The sequence below is a fragment of the Arthrobacter sp. GQ119 genome (assembly GCF_059759125.1).
Window position 1 is genome coordinate 259,096 of the sequence record NZ_JCAXEA010000001.1, and the last position, 15,640, is coordinate 274,735.

At 67.3% G+C, this 15,640-nt stretch carries 11 protein-coding genes; 4 read left to right on the forward strand and 7 right to left on the reverse strand.

Going from position 1 to position 15,640, the window contains the following annotated elements; all coding sequences use genetic code 11:
* Nucleotides 1-172: 172 nt before the first annotated feature.
* Nucleotides 173-772 (forward strand): TetR/AcrR family transcriptional regulator, encoded by a 600-nt coding sequence (locus AC6CH3_RS01165; protein WP_498130827.1) that lies wholly within the window; start codon nucleotides 173-175, stop codon nucleotides 770-772.
* A 521-nt stretch (nucleotides 773-1,293) separates the two neighbouring features.
* Here AC6CH3_RS01165 and AC6CH3_RS01170 read toward each other — a convergent pair.
* The 5 genes from AC6CH3_RS01170 to AC6CH3_RS01190 all read right to left on the reverse strand — a co-directional run bounded on the left by AC6CH3_RS01170 (nucleotide 1,294) and on the right by AC6CH3_RS01190 (nucleotide 7,677).
* Entirely contained in the window at nucleotides 1,294-3,120 is a 1,827-nt protein-coding gene (locus AC6CH3_RS01170; RefSeq protein WP_498130694.1) for an ABC-F family ATP-binding cassette domain-containing protein, read from the reverse strand.
* Between the two features lie 73 nt (nucleotides 3,121-3,193).
* Entirely contained in the window at nucleotides 3,194-4,156 is a 963-nt protein-coding gene (locus AC6CH3_RS01175; RefSeq protein ID WP_498130695.1) for a 4-(cytidine 5'-diphospho)-2-C-methyl-D-erythritol kinase, read from the reverse strand.
* Nucleotides 4,157-4,253: 97 nt separating this feature from the next.
* Nucleotides 4,254-5,141: a 16S rRNA (adenine(1518)-N(6)/adenine(1519)-N(6))-dimethyltransferase RsmA gene (gene rsmA, locus AC6CH3_RS01180; RefSeq protein WP_498130696.1), complete on the reverse strand. Its 888-nt coding sequence runs from the start codon at nucleotides 5,139-5,141 to the stop codon at nucleotides 4,254-4,256.
* Between the two features lie 201 nt (nucleotides 5,142-5,342).
* The gene (locus AC6CH3_RS01185; protein ID WP_498130697.1) at nucleotides 5,343-6,521 is read right to left on the reverse strand and encodes a resuscitation-promoting factor; all 1,179 of its coding nucleotides are present in this window, start codon (nucleotides 6,519-6,521) and stop codon (nucleotides 5,343-5,345) included.
* A 268-nt stretch (nucleotides 6,522-6,789) separates the two neighbouring features.
* Complete coding sequence (locus tag AC6CH3_RS01190) at nucleotides 6,790-7,677, reverse strand: TatD family hydrolase (RefSeq protein ID WP_498130698.1); 888 nt, start codon at nucleotides 7,675-7,677, stop codon at nucleotides 6,790-6,792.
* Nucleotides 7,678-7,896: 219 nt separating this feature from the next.
* Between AC6CH3_RS01190 and AC6CH3_RS01195 the strand changes: the two genes are divergently transcribed.
* Genes AC6CH3_RS01195 through AC6CH3_RS01205 form a run of 3 tightly spaced genes read left to right on the forward strand, consistent with a single transcriptional unit; the run spans nucleotide 7,897 to nucleotide 13,028 of the window.
* Nucleotides 7,897-9,015: an AAA family ATPase gene (locus AC6CH3_RS01195; RefSeq protein WP_498130699.1), complete on the forward strand. Its 1,119-nt coding sequence runs from the start codon at nucleotides 7,897-7,899 to the stop codon at nucleotides 9,013-9,015.
* A gap of 12 nt (nucleotides 9,016-9,027) precedes the next feature.
* A complete protein-coding gene (locus AC6CH3_RS01200) occupies nucleotides 9,028-10,452 on the forward strand; it encodes a DUF58 domain-containing protein (protein WP_498130700.1) in 1,425 nt (474 codons plus the stop codon).
* Nucleotides 10,449-13,028 (forward strand): transglutaminase TgpA family protein, encoded by a 2,580-nt coding sequence (locus tag AC6CH3_RS01205; RefSeq protein ID WP_498130701.1) that lies wholly within the window; start codon nucleotides 10,449-10,451, stop codon nucleotides 13,026-13,028. Before AC6CH3_RS01200 ends, AC6CH3_RS01205 begins: the two co-directional genes overlap by 4 nt.
* Here AC6CH3_RS01205 and AC6CH3_RS01210 read toward each other — a convergent pair.
* Both AC6CH3_RS01210 and rsmI read right to left on the reverse strand, forming a co-directional pair.
* Nucleotides 13,025-14,524 (reverse strand): NAD-dependent succinate-semialdehyde dehydrogenase, encoded by a 1,500-nt coding sequence (locus AC6CH3_RS01210; RefSeq protein ID WP_400578085.1) that lies wholly within the window; start codon nucleotides 14,522-14,524, stop codon nucleotides 13,025-13,027. The two genes, AC6CH3_RS01205 and AC6CH3_RS01210, sit on opposite strands and share 4 nt — an antisense overlap.
* Before the next feature lie 186 nt (nucleotides 14,525-14,710).
* Complete coding sequence (rsmI, locus tag AC6CH3_RS01215) at nucleotides 14,711-15,532, reverse strand: 16S rRNA (cytidine(1402)-2'-O)-methyltransferase (RefSeq protein ID WP_498130828.1); 822 nt, start codon at nucleotides 15,530-15,532, stop codon at nucleotides 14,711-14,713.
* Nucleotides 15,533-15,640 lie beyond the last annotated feature (108 nt).

Sequence of the window (15,640 nt, forward strand, 5' to 3'; positions counted from 1 at the left end):
CTGGCCTTCCGCAATGGTCCCTGAGCGGCAGGCGCCAACACGCCGCCAACCACGGCGCCTTCCTGGCATGGGGCATGATGGGACGGTGAGCAAGAGCACAGGGAGAACTGAGGGGACAGGAAACCCGGCAGCGACGGCGGAGGCACCTCCCGTGCGCATCCCACGGCCGCGGATGACGGGCCCCCAACGGCGTTCACAGTTGGTTGACGTGGGGCGGGGCCTGTTCGCCGTGCGGGGCCTGGACGGCACCACCATCGAGGAGATCGCCGCCGCCGCTGGTGTCTCCAAGCCCGTGATCTATGAACACTTCGGCTCCAAGGAGGGCCTCTACACCCAGGTGGTGGAGTTTGAATACAGATTCCTGCTGGCCGCCATCAATGATGCCCTCACCGAGGAAGCGAAGCCGCGCATCCTGGTGGAACGTGCCGCCCTGGCCCTGCTGACCTACATCGAGGACCGTACCGACGGCTTCCGCATCCTGATGCGCGACGCTCCCCCGTCCCAGCCCGAAGGCGCCTTCTCCACCCTGCTCTCGCACGTCACGGAGCGCGTGGAACACATCCTGTCCGACGAGTTCTCCCGCCGCGGGTTCGGCGCAGCTGACGGCGCCATGTACGCCCAGATGCTGGTGGGCATGGTTGCCATGACCGGCCAATGGTGGCAGGACAGCCGCCAGCCCGACAAGCGCGCCGTAGCCGCGCACCTCGTAAACCTCGCCTGGAACGGCCTGACCGGCCTGAAGAAAGACCCGGAACTCCGCAGCGAGGGGTAGCCCTCTCCGATGCCCACCTCCGCGGCGTGACGGGGCCCTCGCCCGTCGTCCGTGGTTGCCTTCGCGGTGCAGCGGACCTTCGCCGTCGCTTAGACACAGCGCATAGGGGCCCCTGCGGTCGCTGAGCGACCTCCGGAGCCCGATGCGCCGCGATGCGCTCCTCTGCGAAGGCCCCCAGCACCGCTCGTGATTTGCTTCAGGACCGCTGTTTATTCAGGACGGTCAGAGCGTCGCTTGCCCGCCTGCAGGCAGGCAGGCCCTCAGCAGGCAACCGTGGCGGATTGCCAGGACGTTGCGTCGGGTCTCGCCGTTGAAGGGTTTCGAGCTCAGAGTGAGCTTGGACCTCATCCCTTCCTTCCCAACGACAATCCATCGGTGAAGTAGGCCACGTCGGCGGACGGCGGTCCTTCCGAAGGAGCGCATCGCAGGGCATCGGGACGTGGAGGTCGCACAGCGACCGGAGCGTCCCTTTTGCCCTGTGTCTAAGCGACGCGGAAGGGGTGCCGTCCAGCGCCCTTGGCTTACTCCCCGAGGACTTCGAGGGCTTCGAGCCATTCGAGTTCGAGGGCTTCGCGGTCATCGGCCAGGGTCTTCAGCTTTTTGTTGAGCTCAGCCATGGTGTCGAAGTCGTTGTCGGCCGTGCTCTTGACCATTTGGGCGTGGATCTTTTCTTCCTGCTGTGTGAGCTTGCCCAGCTGGCGCTCGATGCGGTTCTTGGCCTTGCGGGCGTCGCGCTTCTCGGCTTCGGACGCTCCCGAGACGGCTTCTGCCGGGCCGGAGCTTGCGGATGTGACCGGGTTTCCGCCGCCGGTGATGGTGGATCCGGCCAGGGCGGATTCCCGGAGTTCAAGGTACTGGTCGACGCCGCCGGGCAGGCCGCGGATCTTGCCGTCGCCAAGGAGCGCCATCTGGTGGTCGGTGACGCGTTCCAGCAGGTAGCGGTCGTGGCTCACGACGACGAGCGTACCGGGCCAGCCGTCAAGGACGTCTTCGACGGCGGCGAGGGTATCGGTGTCGAGGTCGTTGGTGGGTTCGTCCAGCATCAGCACGTTGGGCTCCCCCACGAGCAGGCGCAGGAGCTGGAGGCGGCGGCGTTCACCGCCGGACAGGTCCCGGACCGGGGTCCACTGCTTCTGGTTGGTGAAGCCGAGCTGCTCCACGAGCTGGCCGGCTGTGAACTCCTTGCCGCCCACATTGAAGGACCGCTTTTCACGCTCGATGACCTCGATGACGCGGAGGTCTGCAACGTCGTCGAGCTCCTTGACTTCCTGGGTCAGTACCGCGGTGACCACGGTCTTGCCGCGCTTGACCTTGCCGGAGCTCGGCTGGATCTCGCCGTTGAGGAGTTTCAGCAGTGTGGTCTTGCCTGCGCCGTTGACCCCCACGAGTCCGAGGCGCTCGCCCGGCGCCAGGCGGAGGGTGATGTTGTTGAACAGCTTCTGGCCCTCGTCACCGCCGAGGAAATCCAGGGACACGTTTTCCAGGTCCAGGACGTCCTTGCCCAGGCGGGCGGTGGCCATCTTGCTCAGCGCCATGGAGTCGCGGGGTTCGGGGACGTCCGCGATCAGCGCGTTCGCGGCCTCGATCCGGAACTTGGGCTTCGCGGTCCGGGCAGGGGCGCCGCGGCGCAGCCAGGCGAGTTCCTTTTTCACAAGCTGCTGGCGCTTGCCTTCGACCACGGACGCCATGCGGTCGCGTTCCGCGCGGGCCAGCACGTAGGCGGCATAACCGCCGTCGAACGGGTCAACGATCCCGTCGTGGACCTCCCAGGTCTTGTTGCAGACTTCGTCAAGGAACCAGCGGTCGTGCGTGACCACGAGGAAGGCGCCCTGGTTGGCCCGCCAGCGCGTCTTCAGGTGCCGGGACAGCCAGGCGACGCCTTCGACATCGAGGTGGTTGGTGGGCTCGTCGAGCATGATGACGTCGTGGTCCTCGATGAGGAGCTTGGCGAGCGCCACGCGGCGCTTCTGGCCTCCGGAGAGGGCATGCACATTGGCGTGCCAGTCGACGTCGGACACCAGCCCGCCCATGACCTCGCGGATCTGGGCGTTGGCGGCCCATTCATAGTCCGCCTTGTCCCCAACAATGGCGGCGCCAACCGTGAGGTCGGCGTCGAGGACGTCGCTCTGGTCCAGGTAACCGACATTGACGTCTCCGCGCTTGGTGACGCGGCCGGAATCCGGTGTGGACCGCAGCGCCAGCAGCCGCATCAGCGTTGACTTGCCGTCACCGTTGCGGCCCACCATACCGATGCGGTCGCCCTCCTCGAGTCCGAGGGTGACGCCATCGAGAACGGTGCGGGTTGCGTACGAGACCGTGAGGCTCTCGCCGCCGAGCAGGTGTGCCACGGGGAACTGCTTTCTTCTGCGTATTTCTTCTGGGAATTCTTCTGCGAACGGGGGGGCAGAAAGTTTAAGGGTATTAAAGGAGCGTATCGGAGATGATGCGCGCGCCGGGCACCGGGCCGTGGACCGGGAGCGCTGTGAGCCCCTTGTGCCGGAGCTCTTCGGCGAGCCCTTCGGCGGCTTCCGGGTTGTGGGCCAGCAGGGCAATGGTGGGACCCGATCCCGAGACGATCCCTGCGATGGCTCCGCTTGATTCGCCGAGGCCCAGGGTGTCGCGGAGGGTGGGTGCCAGTTCGATGGAGGCCCGCTGAAGGTCGTTGACGAGCACCCGGCTCAGCGCGTCGGGGTCACCGCTGCGCAAGGCCTGCAGGATCTTCGGGTCTACGGCTGTGGGCTCGTCCACGTTGAGCCCTTCGGCCTCCCGCAGCCTGTCCAGTGTTTTGAAGACGTCCGGTGTCGAAAGCCCGAACTCGGCGGTGACCAGGACCCAGTCCATCTGGGCTTTGGCCAGGGCGGGAGAAAGATCATCGCCCACGCCAAGCCCCACCGCCGTGCCGCCCAGGAGTGCGAAGGGCACGTCGGCGCCCAGTTCCGCGGCCAGCTGGGCCAGTTCGTCCCGGGACAGGCCGCTGTTCCAGAGCGCGTCGCAGGCCAGCAGCGTGGCGGCAGCGTCAGCGGATCCGCCGCCCATGCCGCCCGCCACGGGAACCCGCTTGGTGATGTCGAGGTGTACCCCCGTGGAATGCTCGGATACCTCTGCCATGAGGGCGGCCGCCTTGTAGGCCAGGTTGCGCTCGTCGAGCGGAATGTCGACGCCGTCCAGGTCAAGCGTGCTGTCCGCATTGATGCCGACGGTAATGCCGTCCCCGGGGGTGCTGGTGGCGGCCACTTCCTCATACAGAGATACGGCCAGGTAGACGCTCGCCACGGAGTGATAGCCGTCGGGACGCAGCGGGCCCACATTCAGGGAGACGTTCACTTTGCCCGGAGCCTTGACCCGGACAGTCCTCGCCGCAAAGCGCCCTCTCACTGCGTTCATGCGTCCACGCTAGGGCATGGCAGTGCCGGGCTCCAACAAGGGCGCGGCGGTTCAACGGCACCCGCGTCCGCTGTTTCCGGAGTCAGACCCGCGCCAATCAAGCGTCCGCAGCCTGGCGGGCTTCGGCGATCCGGGCGAAAGCGGCAATGTCGATGACCTCACCGCGGGCAGTGGGGTCCACACCGGCCGCAACGAGGCAGCGCTCCGCCTCTGCCGCACTTCCGGCCCAGCCGGCCAGGGCAGCCCGAAGGGTTTTCCGGCGCTGCGCGAATGCGGCGTCGATCACGGCGAAGACCTGTTCCCGGCTGGCCGTGGTGGCCGGCGGTTCCCGGCGGGTGAACGCCACCAGCCCGGACTGGATCTTCGGGGCAGGCCAGAAGACGTTCATACCGATCACTCCGGCCTTGCGCATGCTGCTGTACCACGCAGCCTTGACCGACGGCACCCCGTAGATCTTGGATCCGGGACCGGCGGCGAGGCGGTCGGCCACCTCGTCCTGGACCATCACCAGACCATGCTGGATCGACGGAAAGTGCTGCAGGAGATGAAGGACCACGGGAACGGCCACGTTGTAGGGAAGGTTCGCCACGAGGGCCGCGGGCTCTGCCGGCAGTTCGGTGACCTTCATGGCGTCCGCGCGCACGAGATGGAAGTTGCCGGCGGCGTCCGGCCGCCACTGCCGCACAGTTTCCGGCAGTTTGGCTGCCAGTACCGGATCAATTTCGACGGCGACAACGGACTTCGCGGCGTCCAGCAGCCCCAGCGTCAGGGATCCGAGCCCGGGCCCGACTTCGAGGACTGTCTCCTCCGGCCCGATTCCCGCAGCGGCCACAATCCTGCGGATGGTGTTGCCGTCGATCACGAAGTTCTGCCCCAGCGTCTTGGTGGGGCGTACACCGATTTCCTCGGCCAGCCTGCGGATATCAGACGCGCCGAAGAGAGGGGCGGGCGCGGTACCGGGGGCGGAGGGGGTCGGGTCAGTCACCTAGGTATCCTATCCCGCCGCCACGCCACGTCAGGCAAGGGCGGGACTCAGGTTATGCGGGACGGCAGGCAGGCGGGACACAGGCATGAGGGACGGCAGAGGCCGGGCCCGGAGGTTCCGGACCCGGCCTCTCGCAACCCCCGCAGCCGTGGTCAGCTGCCGCAGAGGGCCTTGATGCCTGCGCTTCGCGTCGGGGCGTTTTTAGCCGCCTGCCGCCCAGCCGCAGCCCCAGGGCTGCAGGCCGCGTTCGGCGTAGACGCGGTTGGCGATGTCAATCTGCTGGGCCTTCGTGGCCTGGCTGGCATTGGGGGCGTAGGCGCCGCCACCGGCACCGATCCAGGTCTGGATGTCGAACTGCAGGCCGCCGTAGTAGCCGTTGCCGCTGTTGATCGACCAGTTGCCGCCGGATTCGCACTGCGCGATCTTGTCCCACATGGCCACGTTCATCATGGCCGGGGCGGCGGCGCCGGTGTTGGCGTCTTCCTGCGTCGGTGCGGGCTTTTCCTTCGTACCCACGGTAATTTTCTCCGTTACGGGCTCGAGCGTTGCGGTCCGGGAGACCAGCGTCCGGCTGGCTTCCCGGCCGTCGACCAGGACGAGCTTGTACTTCTTGGTCACCGTCCCGGGGACACCGGCCTGGGTGACTTTCTCTTCACCCTTGAGCATCTCGGCGCTGTCCGTGGTCAGCGTCTTGAACGGGACCTCTTCGGTGACGGTGGCCGTCTTGCTGGTATCCACGCGGGACACCTTGATCACCATGTTGTTGACGACGTGCGCGTTGGCCGGCTGCGAGGTGCGGTCGGCAGTTGCCAGCTTGACCCCGGCGTCCTTGAGTACTTCGCCAACAGTGGTGGCGGTGGTGGTGGTTTTCGCAGCCTTGCCGTCGGCCAGGATGCTCACGGTCTTCGGCGTCGAAATGGCTACAAACGAGCCGTCGACAGATAACTGGGCGGTCTTCGGCACCGATAGTTCGGATGCACTGGCCACTCCGAGCTGGGTCACCAGGCCGGCCACGTCCTGGGCCGTGGTGCTGACGGTCTTTTCTGCCCCGTCGAGGCTCACTTTGACTTCCTTGGCCAGATTTACGTTGATCACGGAGCCGTTCTCAACGTGCGCGTCCAGTGCGGGGGACACGCGGTCGGAGGCGTGAAGGTCCACCTTGGCGGCCTTGACGACCTGCTCCACGGTGCCGCCGAACGTCTGGACGGAGCTCACTTTGCCGTCAACGTTCAGGGTGACTGTCTTGTTGTTGCCCACAAAGGCCACCAGCCCGAGTACCAGCGCCGAGAGCACCGCCATCTGGGCGGCTACCTTGACGAAACTGAATTTGCCGTCCGACGTAAAGAACTTGACCACGATTGCCCATATCTTTGGAGCCATCCGGGCACGGGGAAAAACGCACAGGGGTACCTGCGGCAAGTCACCCGGGGGTGGCTCCGGACCAGCCCGGAGGTCTGCAGCAGGCTTGTGCGCCGCCACACTCACAAGGCAGGACACCAGAGGCGCCCTGCCTAAAAACGTGAGTGACATCATCCGGAGGCCTTCCCCGACCCCGGCTAATAGTTGTTCACTGTAACCGATCCGTTATAAACCGGCCAAAAATATTACATACCGGGTATGCATGGGCGGCGCCCGGACACCGGCCGCCTCACTCCCAGGATCCGTACGCCCGCACGGTATTTTCACTGATCCGGCCGCACAGCCCGGCCAGGTCCGAGTCTATCAATTCCGCCATGGCCCGCACCGTGTACGGGACCATGTAGCTGGCATTGGTCCGGCCCCGGTGGGGGTGGGGGGTGAGGAACGGCGCATCAGTTTCCACCAGGACCAGTTCCGGGTCGGCAACCGCAAGCGACGCCCTGAGGTTGGCTGCGTTCTTGAACGTGAGCGTTCCGGCGAAAGACATGAACCACCCTTCCCGGTTGCAGATCCTGGCCAGGTCCTCGTCCCCGGAATAGCAGTGAAAGACCACACGGTCCGGAGTGCCCTCCTCCCGCAGCACCTGAACGACGTCGTCGTGGGCGTCCCGGTCATGGATCTGCAGCGTCAGGCCAAGCCTTTTGGCAATGTCGATATGCCGGCGGAATGAATACCGCTGGTGGACCAGCCCCTCGCCCTCGGTGCGGAAAAAGTCGAGGCCGGTTTCCCCGATGGCCCGGATCCGGGGGTGCGCGGCAAGCTCCTCGATTTCGCGGAGCGCCGCCTCAAGCTCGCCACGCCGGGCATAGTCGGGGGCGTCGTTGGGGTGGATTGCCACGGCGCCGAGCAGCCGGGGGTCCAGATCAACCGCACGGACCGTAAACCGTGAGGATTCAAGGTCGGTGCCGACCTGGATGGCTCCCCGCACCCCTACGGCCTCGGCAGTGTCCAACGCGGCCCCGAGCTCCACCTGGGGGTCCGCGCCGGGGTAGTCGAGGTGGGTGTGGTTGTCCATCACCGGGACGGGCAAGGGCTCGGGAGCAGGAGGATAGCCCTGCTTGCCGGACCCGTCGGTTCCGGGCGCCCGGTACGCCTTGGGAGTCAGGGAATTGCACATTCCCCCAGCCTAGCGGCGGCGGCACTCCACGCGTTGACGGACCGGCGCCGGCCCGGGCAGCCGGAGTCCCGGCAGTGCGCCCAGAATTACCCGGAACTCTCTGTCAGGTACGGCAGTTGTCTTAGTAGGCTGGTACGGAGAGATGTGATCGCCCAAGACGGGCAACGGCAGGCTGCTGCTGCACCGTTTCCCGCGTCACTCAGGGCTGAAAGGTTGCCGATGGAACCGCACCGACGCACCAGGATGGATGATGACATAGTTCCCGGCGGAAAAGGATTCGCCGAAAGGGCTGCGCAGGGCGGAAACCAGTTCAACGGCCACAGGCCCGGCGCCCTGGGTCCCCAGGCCTTCCGCGCCGCAAGTGAACGCATCCTGACCGCCATCAACACGGTTATCGATGGCAAGGCTGAAGCCGCCAAGCTGGCCCTGACGGTGCTGCTGGCGCAGGGCCACCTGCTGCTGGAGGACGTGCCGGGGGTGGGCAAGACCCTCCTTGCAAAGACACTGGCGCGCACCATCGACTGTTCCGTCAGCCGGATCCAGTTCACCCCCGACCTCCTCCCCTCCGATGTGACCGGCGTTTCCATCTACAACCAGTCGTCGCGCCAGTTTGAGTTCCGTCCCGGTGCCGTGTTCGCCAACATCGTCATCGGCGATGAAATCAACCGCGCCTCGGCCAAGACCCAGTCCGCCCTGCTCGAATGCATGGAGGAACACCAGGTGACGGTGGACGGCCACTCCTACAAACTGGCCGAACCGTTCATGGTGGTGGCCACCCAGAACCCCATCGAGATGGAAGGAACCTACCCCCTCCCGGAAGCGCAACGGGACCGGTTCATGGCACGGATCTCCATGGGTTATCCGGACAAGGACTCCGAGATCGAAATGCTGGAAACCCATCAGGCCACGTCACCGCTGGCCCGGGTGACCTCCGTGGTGACATCCGCGGACGTCGCGGCGATGATTGCCACGGTCCAGCAGGTCTATGTGTCCCAGTCCGTGAAGGAGTACACCGTTGCCGTGGGTCGCGCCACGAGAGACAGCGCCATGCTGCGCCTTGGTGCCAGCCCGCGTTCAATGCTCCAGTTGCTTCGCGCGGCAAAGGCCACGGCGGCCCTGGACGGCAGGGACTTCGTGCTCCCCGACGACGTCGTGGCTGTTGCCGAGTCCGTGCTGGCGCACCGCATTATCCTGGACCGCAAGGCCGTCAGCACCGGAGAGACGCCCCAGAGCGTGATCCGCGGCGTACTCGCCAAGCTTCCGGTCAGCCAGGAGATGACCGAGTCCGCCCACGCCTCCCGGCAGGCCAGGGCTGCGGAACTGCGACCCAGCCGCTAGTCAGGATTCGCCATGGCACTCCTGGACCGTCTCCCCCGACACCTGTTCACCTCCCGCGGCTGGGGACTTCTGGGCGCAGGCATCATTTCCCTGCTCTGCGCCCAGGTCATGGGCCGCCGGGACCTGCTCGGCCTGGGTGTCCTCCTGGTGGTCCTGCCTCTTGTCTCGCTGGCCGGCATCAGGCTGGTCAAGCCCCGCTTCCGCGTGTACCGGGAGTTCAGCCCGGCCACGGTGGAGACCGCGTCCGCCACCACCGTGCGGCTGGCCGTCGCACGGACGGGGCCAGAGACCGGAAGGATCATCATGGAGGAACGGATCCCGTCAAGGTTCGGCGAGTCGCCCGCGTTCCGCTTTCCCTCCAGAACCGCCAGCGGCGGTACCAGCCGCTACGAGTACCGCCTGCGCTCCGGGAGGCGGGGCCAGTTCACGATCGGCCCGGTCACGGCCGAGTTCACGGATCCTTTCGGGCTTTCGCTGCACAGGCACACAATTGACGACGGCGACACGCTCACCGTGACGCCGGCCGCCGTCGAGCTTCCCGCCACGGGACTGGCCGGCGCCAGGGGCAACGACGGAATCACAGCCACGCGGATCCGGGCCAACCCCAGCGACGATGACGTCATGACGAGGGAGTACCGGCACGGCGATCCGATGCGGAGGGTCCACTGGCCCGCGACTGCCCGCCACGGCGCCCTGATGGTGCGGCAGGAGGAATCGGTGACCACGCCGGAGGCGACGATCATTCTCGATCAGCGGTATGGCGCCCACTCCGCCGGTTTCGGCGCGGTCTTCAGCGGCCAAGGCGACGACGGCAGCGACCTCGTCACGAGCGACACCTTCGAATGGGCCGTCACGGCCGCCATGTCAGTAAGTGCGCACCTGTCCGAACGGAATTACGCCCTCCGGTTTCTGGATGCCGCCGGCGATCCTGCATTCCACCGCTCCCCCTCCGCGCCGGAACCTGACTGCGAGGAATACAGCGGCGCGGCAGGACTCCAGTCCATCGCCGAGAGCCTGGCGGCCATCCAGCTTTCCGGTCCGCACCACATCCGCCGGGAGCACGAGACGTCGCTCCGGGAGCATTCCGGAGGCGGCGACTCCGGGCAGCCGGTGTTCGATGACCGGCTCATTGACAAGCTTGCAGCACACCGGATGCGCGGCCCTGTACTGGCGGTCCTCGGAAGAATCTCGCTGGCCGAGGCACGGGCGTTGGCGCCTGCGGCCGGTTACGCGGCAAACGCCTTTGCCATCGTGATCAGCGACAGGCCCGCGGAGTCCTCCGAGGTACTCGAGGCCCTGCGCCTCGGCGGCTGGCGTGCCGTGGCCGTGGATGCGGCCACGTCCCTGCCGGCCGCATGGACGTACTTCGATGAAGGCGACGCCACGCTGGCAGCTGCGGCTGCCGACGTACGGCGTGGTGCGGGCGTGGCCCGGTGACTCTCGCTCCCCAGCGCCAGACCGGCGCCGCCGCGCCGCAGCCATCGGCGGCTCCCTCGGAACGCCGCCGTCGTCCGGGTGCCGAGGCTTATCCCTGGGCGATGTCGGGGGCGGTGGCGGTCGCCGTGGCCGGGGCTTCCGTCTCCCTCAACGGGGTGCTGCGTGGATGGGCCTGGTTCCTCCCCGTGCTCACCACCATCATCGTGGTGTCGCTGACCATGGCGGGACTCCGCGCCCTGAGGGCGCAGCCGCTGCTGGTCACCCTGGGCGGCTTCGTGTCCCTGCTGTTCATCCTGATATTCACGTTCTTGCGCCGGGACAGCTTCGCCGGCTTCTTTCCCACGGAGGCCACAATGGCGGCGCTGGGCAGGCACCTCCGGCGGGCCAGCGAAACCGTGCTGTCGGAAAGCTCTCCGGTGGCGCCGAACGCAGGCATCGTCCTGGTGACGTGCGCCGCCCTGGGGCTGGTTGTCATTCTCGTGGACGCGCTTGCCCTCCCCCTGGGCATGCCTGCCACGAGCGGCCTGGGCCTGCTGGCCGTGCTCGTGGTGCCGGCCATGATCAAGCCACAAAGCGTCGGGCTGGTGGGGTTCCTTGGGGCGGCAACAGGCTTCCTGCTCATTCTTGCGTGCAGCCAGTGGTTCGCCCCGGACGCCCGGGTCCAGGCCGACACCGCGCGGAATCCCGGGCAGATCAAGCGTGCCGCCATGACCGGCGGCGTGGCGCTGGTGGTCACGCTTGTGCTGCAGCTCATCATTCCCGGCTTCGACCAGGGCACGTTCCCGCAAGGTTCGCGGCTCAACCCGTGGGCCTCCTCCAGCGGCCTGAACCCCATGATCAGCCTCGGCAACAGCCTCCGCCGCCCATCCGGCGACGGGCGGATCACCTATGCCACCAATGCCACCACTCCCCTCTATCTGCGCTCCGTGACAGTGGACCGGTTTGACGGCGAGGCGTGGTCCCCCGACGACCGCAACGCGTCCCGCCGGACTGGGCCAGGACGCATGGAGGTGGGCCATGAGATGCTGGCCCCGGAGCAGGTCCGCCAGGTCACTGTAGTCAACACCGGGCACTTCACCAGCCCGTACCTGCCCGTCCCCTATGCGCCCGAAGCCGTCAACGGACTGACGGGCCGGTGGAGCTGGGATCCCGCCACGCTAAGCATCAGGGGCACCGACACGAATTCGCGGAACCAGCAGTACCTGGTTCGGTCCTCAGCCCCAAAGCTGACACAGGAACTTCTGGACGGATCTTCGGCGCCCGTGAGTGGAATACCCGAGGAGTTCATCAGGCCGCCGGCGAACGTGCCGGAAGTCGTCCGGACCACCGCCGACTCGGTGACGTCGGACAGCAGGACCGCGTACGAGAAGGCAATGGCCATTCAGAGGTACCTGCGGGGCGGACCGTTCACGTACTCCCTCGAATCGCCGGTCCAGGGCGGCTATGACGGCAACGGCCTCTCAGTGCTGGCGGACTTCCTGAATCAGAAAAGCGGCTACTGCATCCACTTTGCGTCGGCCATGGCGGTCATGGCCCGCCTTGAGGGAATCCCCAGCCGGATCGCGGTGGGATATGCCCCGGGCCGGCTGACAGGGGCCACGGTGTCGGTCGCCGGTCAGGGCGCGCTTCCCGAATTCGAAGTGGATGCCCGTGACGCCCATGCCTGGCCGGAACTGTACTTCCAGGGGCTCGGCTGGGTTCCGTTCGAGCCCACCCCCTCGCGCGGTGTAGTTCCGCCGTACGCCCAGGACTCCTCATCAGGCGGCGCCAGCACGAACGACGGCACCAATGACGGCCTGTTGCCCACCAACGGCGCCACTCCCCCGCCCGCAACAGACCCCGCGCCGTTCCCCCTCCCCGGCGGCGGAGAGGCAGGGGCAGGGAACCGGATGGTTGCAGCGGCCTATGCGACGGCAGGAGCGCTCCTGCTGGTTCTGATCGCCGCGGCCCCGCGGATGGTACGGACGCGGCTGCGCTCCAGGCGCCTGCGGGGACCGGCGGCCCGGGGAGGGCAGGCGGCTGCACCGCTCGCTTGGGCGGAGCTGCGCGACCTCGCCACGGACTACGGCGTTCGCCCACTTCCCAGCGAGACGCCGCGCGCGTTCTCTGCCCGGCTTAGCGGTTCGCCGGCGCTGGGGCGGACTCCCGCCACGAATGCCGTTGAGGCATGGGCCCCGAGGCCAACAGGGCGCCCCGAGGCGGACACCGCCGTGCGTGATCTCACCGCGGCCTTTGAACGCCACCAATACGGCCGGCCGGCCGCAGGGACCGGCACGGCTGCGTCCGCTGACCCGTCCACGGCCGCTGACTCATCCACGGCCACTGGCCCGTTGTCGCAGGCTGACCCGTCCACAGCACAGAAGATCGCCGCAGTCCGGAGGGCGCTGCGCCGTAATGCGGGACTGATGGGACGCCTGCGCGCCGAGTGGCTGCCGCCGTCGGTGATGTCACACTGGGGCAGCATTGCCAGTGCACCGTTCCGGGCAGTCGGCAGTACGGCCGCGCATGCAGCAAAGGCCGCCGCGGGCTCCTGGACAAGGGCCCGCGACGGCCTGCGGCGGCTCCGTAACGGCTAGCCGGCGTACGGGTCGGCGATACCGATGTACTGGGTGTAGAGGTATTCCTCGATGCCCTCAAGGCCGCCCTCGCGTCCGAGCCCTGACTGCTTGACGCCGCCGAACGGCGCCGCGGCGTTGGAGACAACGCCGGCGTTCAGGCCGAGCATACCGGTCTCGAGCCGTTCGCCCATCCGGATGCCGCGGTTCAGGTCCTTCGTGAAGACGTACGCTACGAGCCCGTATTCAGTGTTGTTGGCCAGGCGAATGGCCTCGTCCTCGGTGCCGAACGTGATGATCGGTGCCACGGGTCCGAAGATTTCCTCGGACAGGATCCGCGTTCCCTCGGTGACGCCCTTGAGGATGGTGGGCTGGTAGAAGTAGCCCGCGCCGTCCACCGGCGCCCCGCCGACCACAGCCTTGGCGCCGGAGGCCAGGGCATCAGTGACGAGTTCGTGGACCTTGTCCCGGCTCTTGGCATCGATCAGCGGCCCGACCTTGGAGTCGGGTTCGGTGCCCCGGGCCGTGGTCATCTCCGCCATCTTCGCGGCAAACTTCTCCGCGAACTCGTCCGCGACGGACTCGTGCACGATGAACCGGTTCGCGGCAGTGCAGGCCTCACCCATGTTCCGCAGCTTCGCCAGCATGGCGCCGGCGACGGCGGCGTCGACGTCGGCGTCCTCGAACACCACGAAGGGGGCGTTCCCGCCCAGTTCCATGGAAGTCCGCAGGACAGTTCCGGAGGCGTCAGAGAGCAGGCGGCGGCCCACCTCGGTGGAGCCGGTGAAGGACAGCTTGCGCAGCCGGGCATCCTTGATCAGCGGGCCGGTGGTGGCCCCGGCCGTTGACGTGGGGATGACGTTCAGGACGCCGGCGGGCAGGCCCGCCTCCTGCATCACGGCGGCGAACAGCTGTGACGTCAGTGGAGTCAGGTTCGCGGACTTGAGGACCATGGTGCAGCCGGCGGCAACGCCGGGGGCGACCTTGCGCGTGGCCATCGCCAGCGGGAAGTTCCACGGGGTGATCAGCAGGCACGGGCCCACGGGCTTCTTAGTGACCAGCAGCCGCGACTTGCCGTCCGGGGAGACCGAGTAGCGGCCGAACGCGCGGACTGCCTCTTCGGAGAACCAGCGCAGGAACTCGGCGCCGTAGGTGACCTCCCCGCGGGCCTCGGCCAGGGGCTTTCCCATTTCCAGGGTCATCAGCAGTGCGAAATCCTCGGCCCGCTCGGTCACGAGCTCAAAGGCCCGGCGCAGGATCTCGCCCCGCTCCCGCGGCGGGACCTTCGCCCAGGACTCCTGGGCGGCGGCAGCCGCGTCGAGGGCCGCCATGCCGTCCTCGGCTCCGGCGTCGGCAATGCTCAGCAGAACCTTGCCGGTGGAGGGGTCTTCGACGTCGAAGGTCTTGCCTGATGCCGCGGGGCGCCACTCGCCGTTGATCAGCAGGCCGGTGGGAACAGAAGCGAGCAGTTCGCTTTCGCGCTCTGCGGTTACGGCGGACTGTGTAGTAACAGACACGGTGACTCCCTCGTCAGCAATCGGATTGCGGGTTGGTGCAGCCGCCTGCGGTGGGTCGCCTGGGGCTGCTTTTTCTTGGCTGGTTTAATGCCACGCTACTGCCCGCATCTCTCCAGTGTCTACGCATCCGCGCACTACGCACAGCCCATATTGCTGTGCAAATGCACAGCCCGGGAACCCGGTGGATCAGCGGGCCGCGAGCACCGCGGCATACAGCTCCCGCTTGCTGACCCGGACCTCTTCCGCCACCGCCGCCACTGCGTCTTTCAGCCGCAGTCCCTGCGAAACAAGCGCGTTGACGGCCTCCACGTTATCCTCCGGTGTTCCGGGCGCCCTCTCGGGGGCGCCGCCCACCACCACAGCGATCTCCCCACGGACTTCGTTGGCCTCGGCCCACTGCAACAGTTCCCGCAGTGTGCCGCGGAGGACTTCCTCATACGTCTTTGTCAGTTCGCGGCACACGGCCGCCTTGCGGTCCGGTCCGAACCGTTCGTGCAGCGCCCGCAGCATGGCCTCAAGACGGTGGGGCGCCTCGAAGAACACCATGGTGCGGCGCTCGGCGTCCAAATCAGCCAGCCGCGATGCGCGTTCACCGGCCTTGCGCGGAAGGAATCCCTCAAAGCAGAAGCGGTCGGTGGGGAGCCCGGACAGTGCCAGGGCGGTCAGGACAGCGGACGGGCCGGGAACGGCGGTCACCGTGAGCCCCGCGGCTACGGCTCCCTCGACCAGCCTGAACCCCGGATCGGAGACCGCCGGCATGCCGGCGTCCGTGACCATGACGATGGTCTTGCCCGCTCGTACCTGGTCCAGCAGCTCGGCTGTCTTGGTGGCCTCATTGTGCTCGTGATAGCTGATGATCCGGCCGCCCACAGTGACCTCCAGGCTTTGCACGAGCCGATGCAGCCGCCTCGTGTCCTCGGCGGCCACGATGTCGGCCGTGGCCAGCAGCTCGATCAGCCGTGCAGACGCGTCGCCCACGTTGCCGATGGGCGTGGCCGCCAGCACGATCCTCCCGGGCCGGTTTCCGGGAACGTCCGAACCCGCCGCCTGTTCGGAAGGGCCGGTCTGCGTGCTGTTCGGTTCATGGTCCACGCATCCAGCCTACTGCCGCCGGCG

Excerpts from the sequence above, each read along its gene's own strand:
- AC6CH3_RS01185 (WP_498130697.1), bottom strand. The coding sequence starts at position 6,521 with ATGGCTCCAAAGATATGGGCAATCGTGGTCAAGTTCTTTACGTCGGAC.
- AC6CH3_RS01195 (WP_498130699.1), top strand. The coding sequence starts at position 7,897 with ATGGAACCGCACCGACGCACCAGGATGGATGATGACATAGTTCCCGGC.
- AC6CH3_RS01200 (WP_498130700.1), top strand. The coding sequence starts at position 9,028 with ATGGCACTCCTGGACCGTCTCCCCCGACACCTGTTCACCTCCCGCGGC.
- AC6CH3_RS01190 (WP_498130698.1), bottom strand. The coding sequence starts at position 7,677 with ATGTGCAATTCCCTGACTCCCAAGGCGTACCGGGCGCCCGGAACCGAC.
- AC6CH3_RS01165 (WP_498130827.1), top strand. The coding sequence starts at position 173 with ATGACGGGCCCCCAACGGCGTTCACAGTTGGTTGACGTGGGGCGGGGC.
- AC6CH3_RS01175 (WP_498130695.1), bottom strand. The coding sequence starts at position 4,156 with ATGAACGCAGTGAGAGGGCGCTTTGCGGCGAGGACTGTCCGGGTCAAG.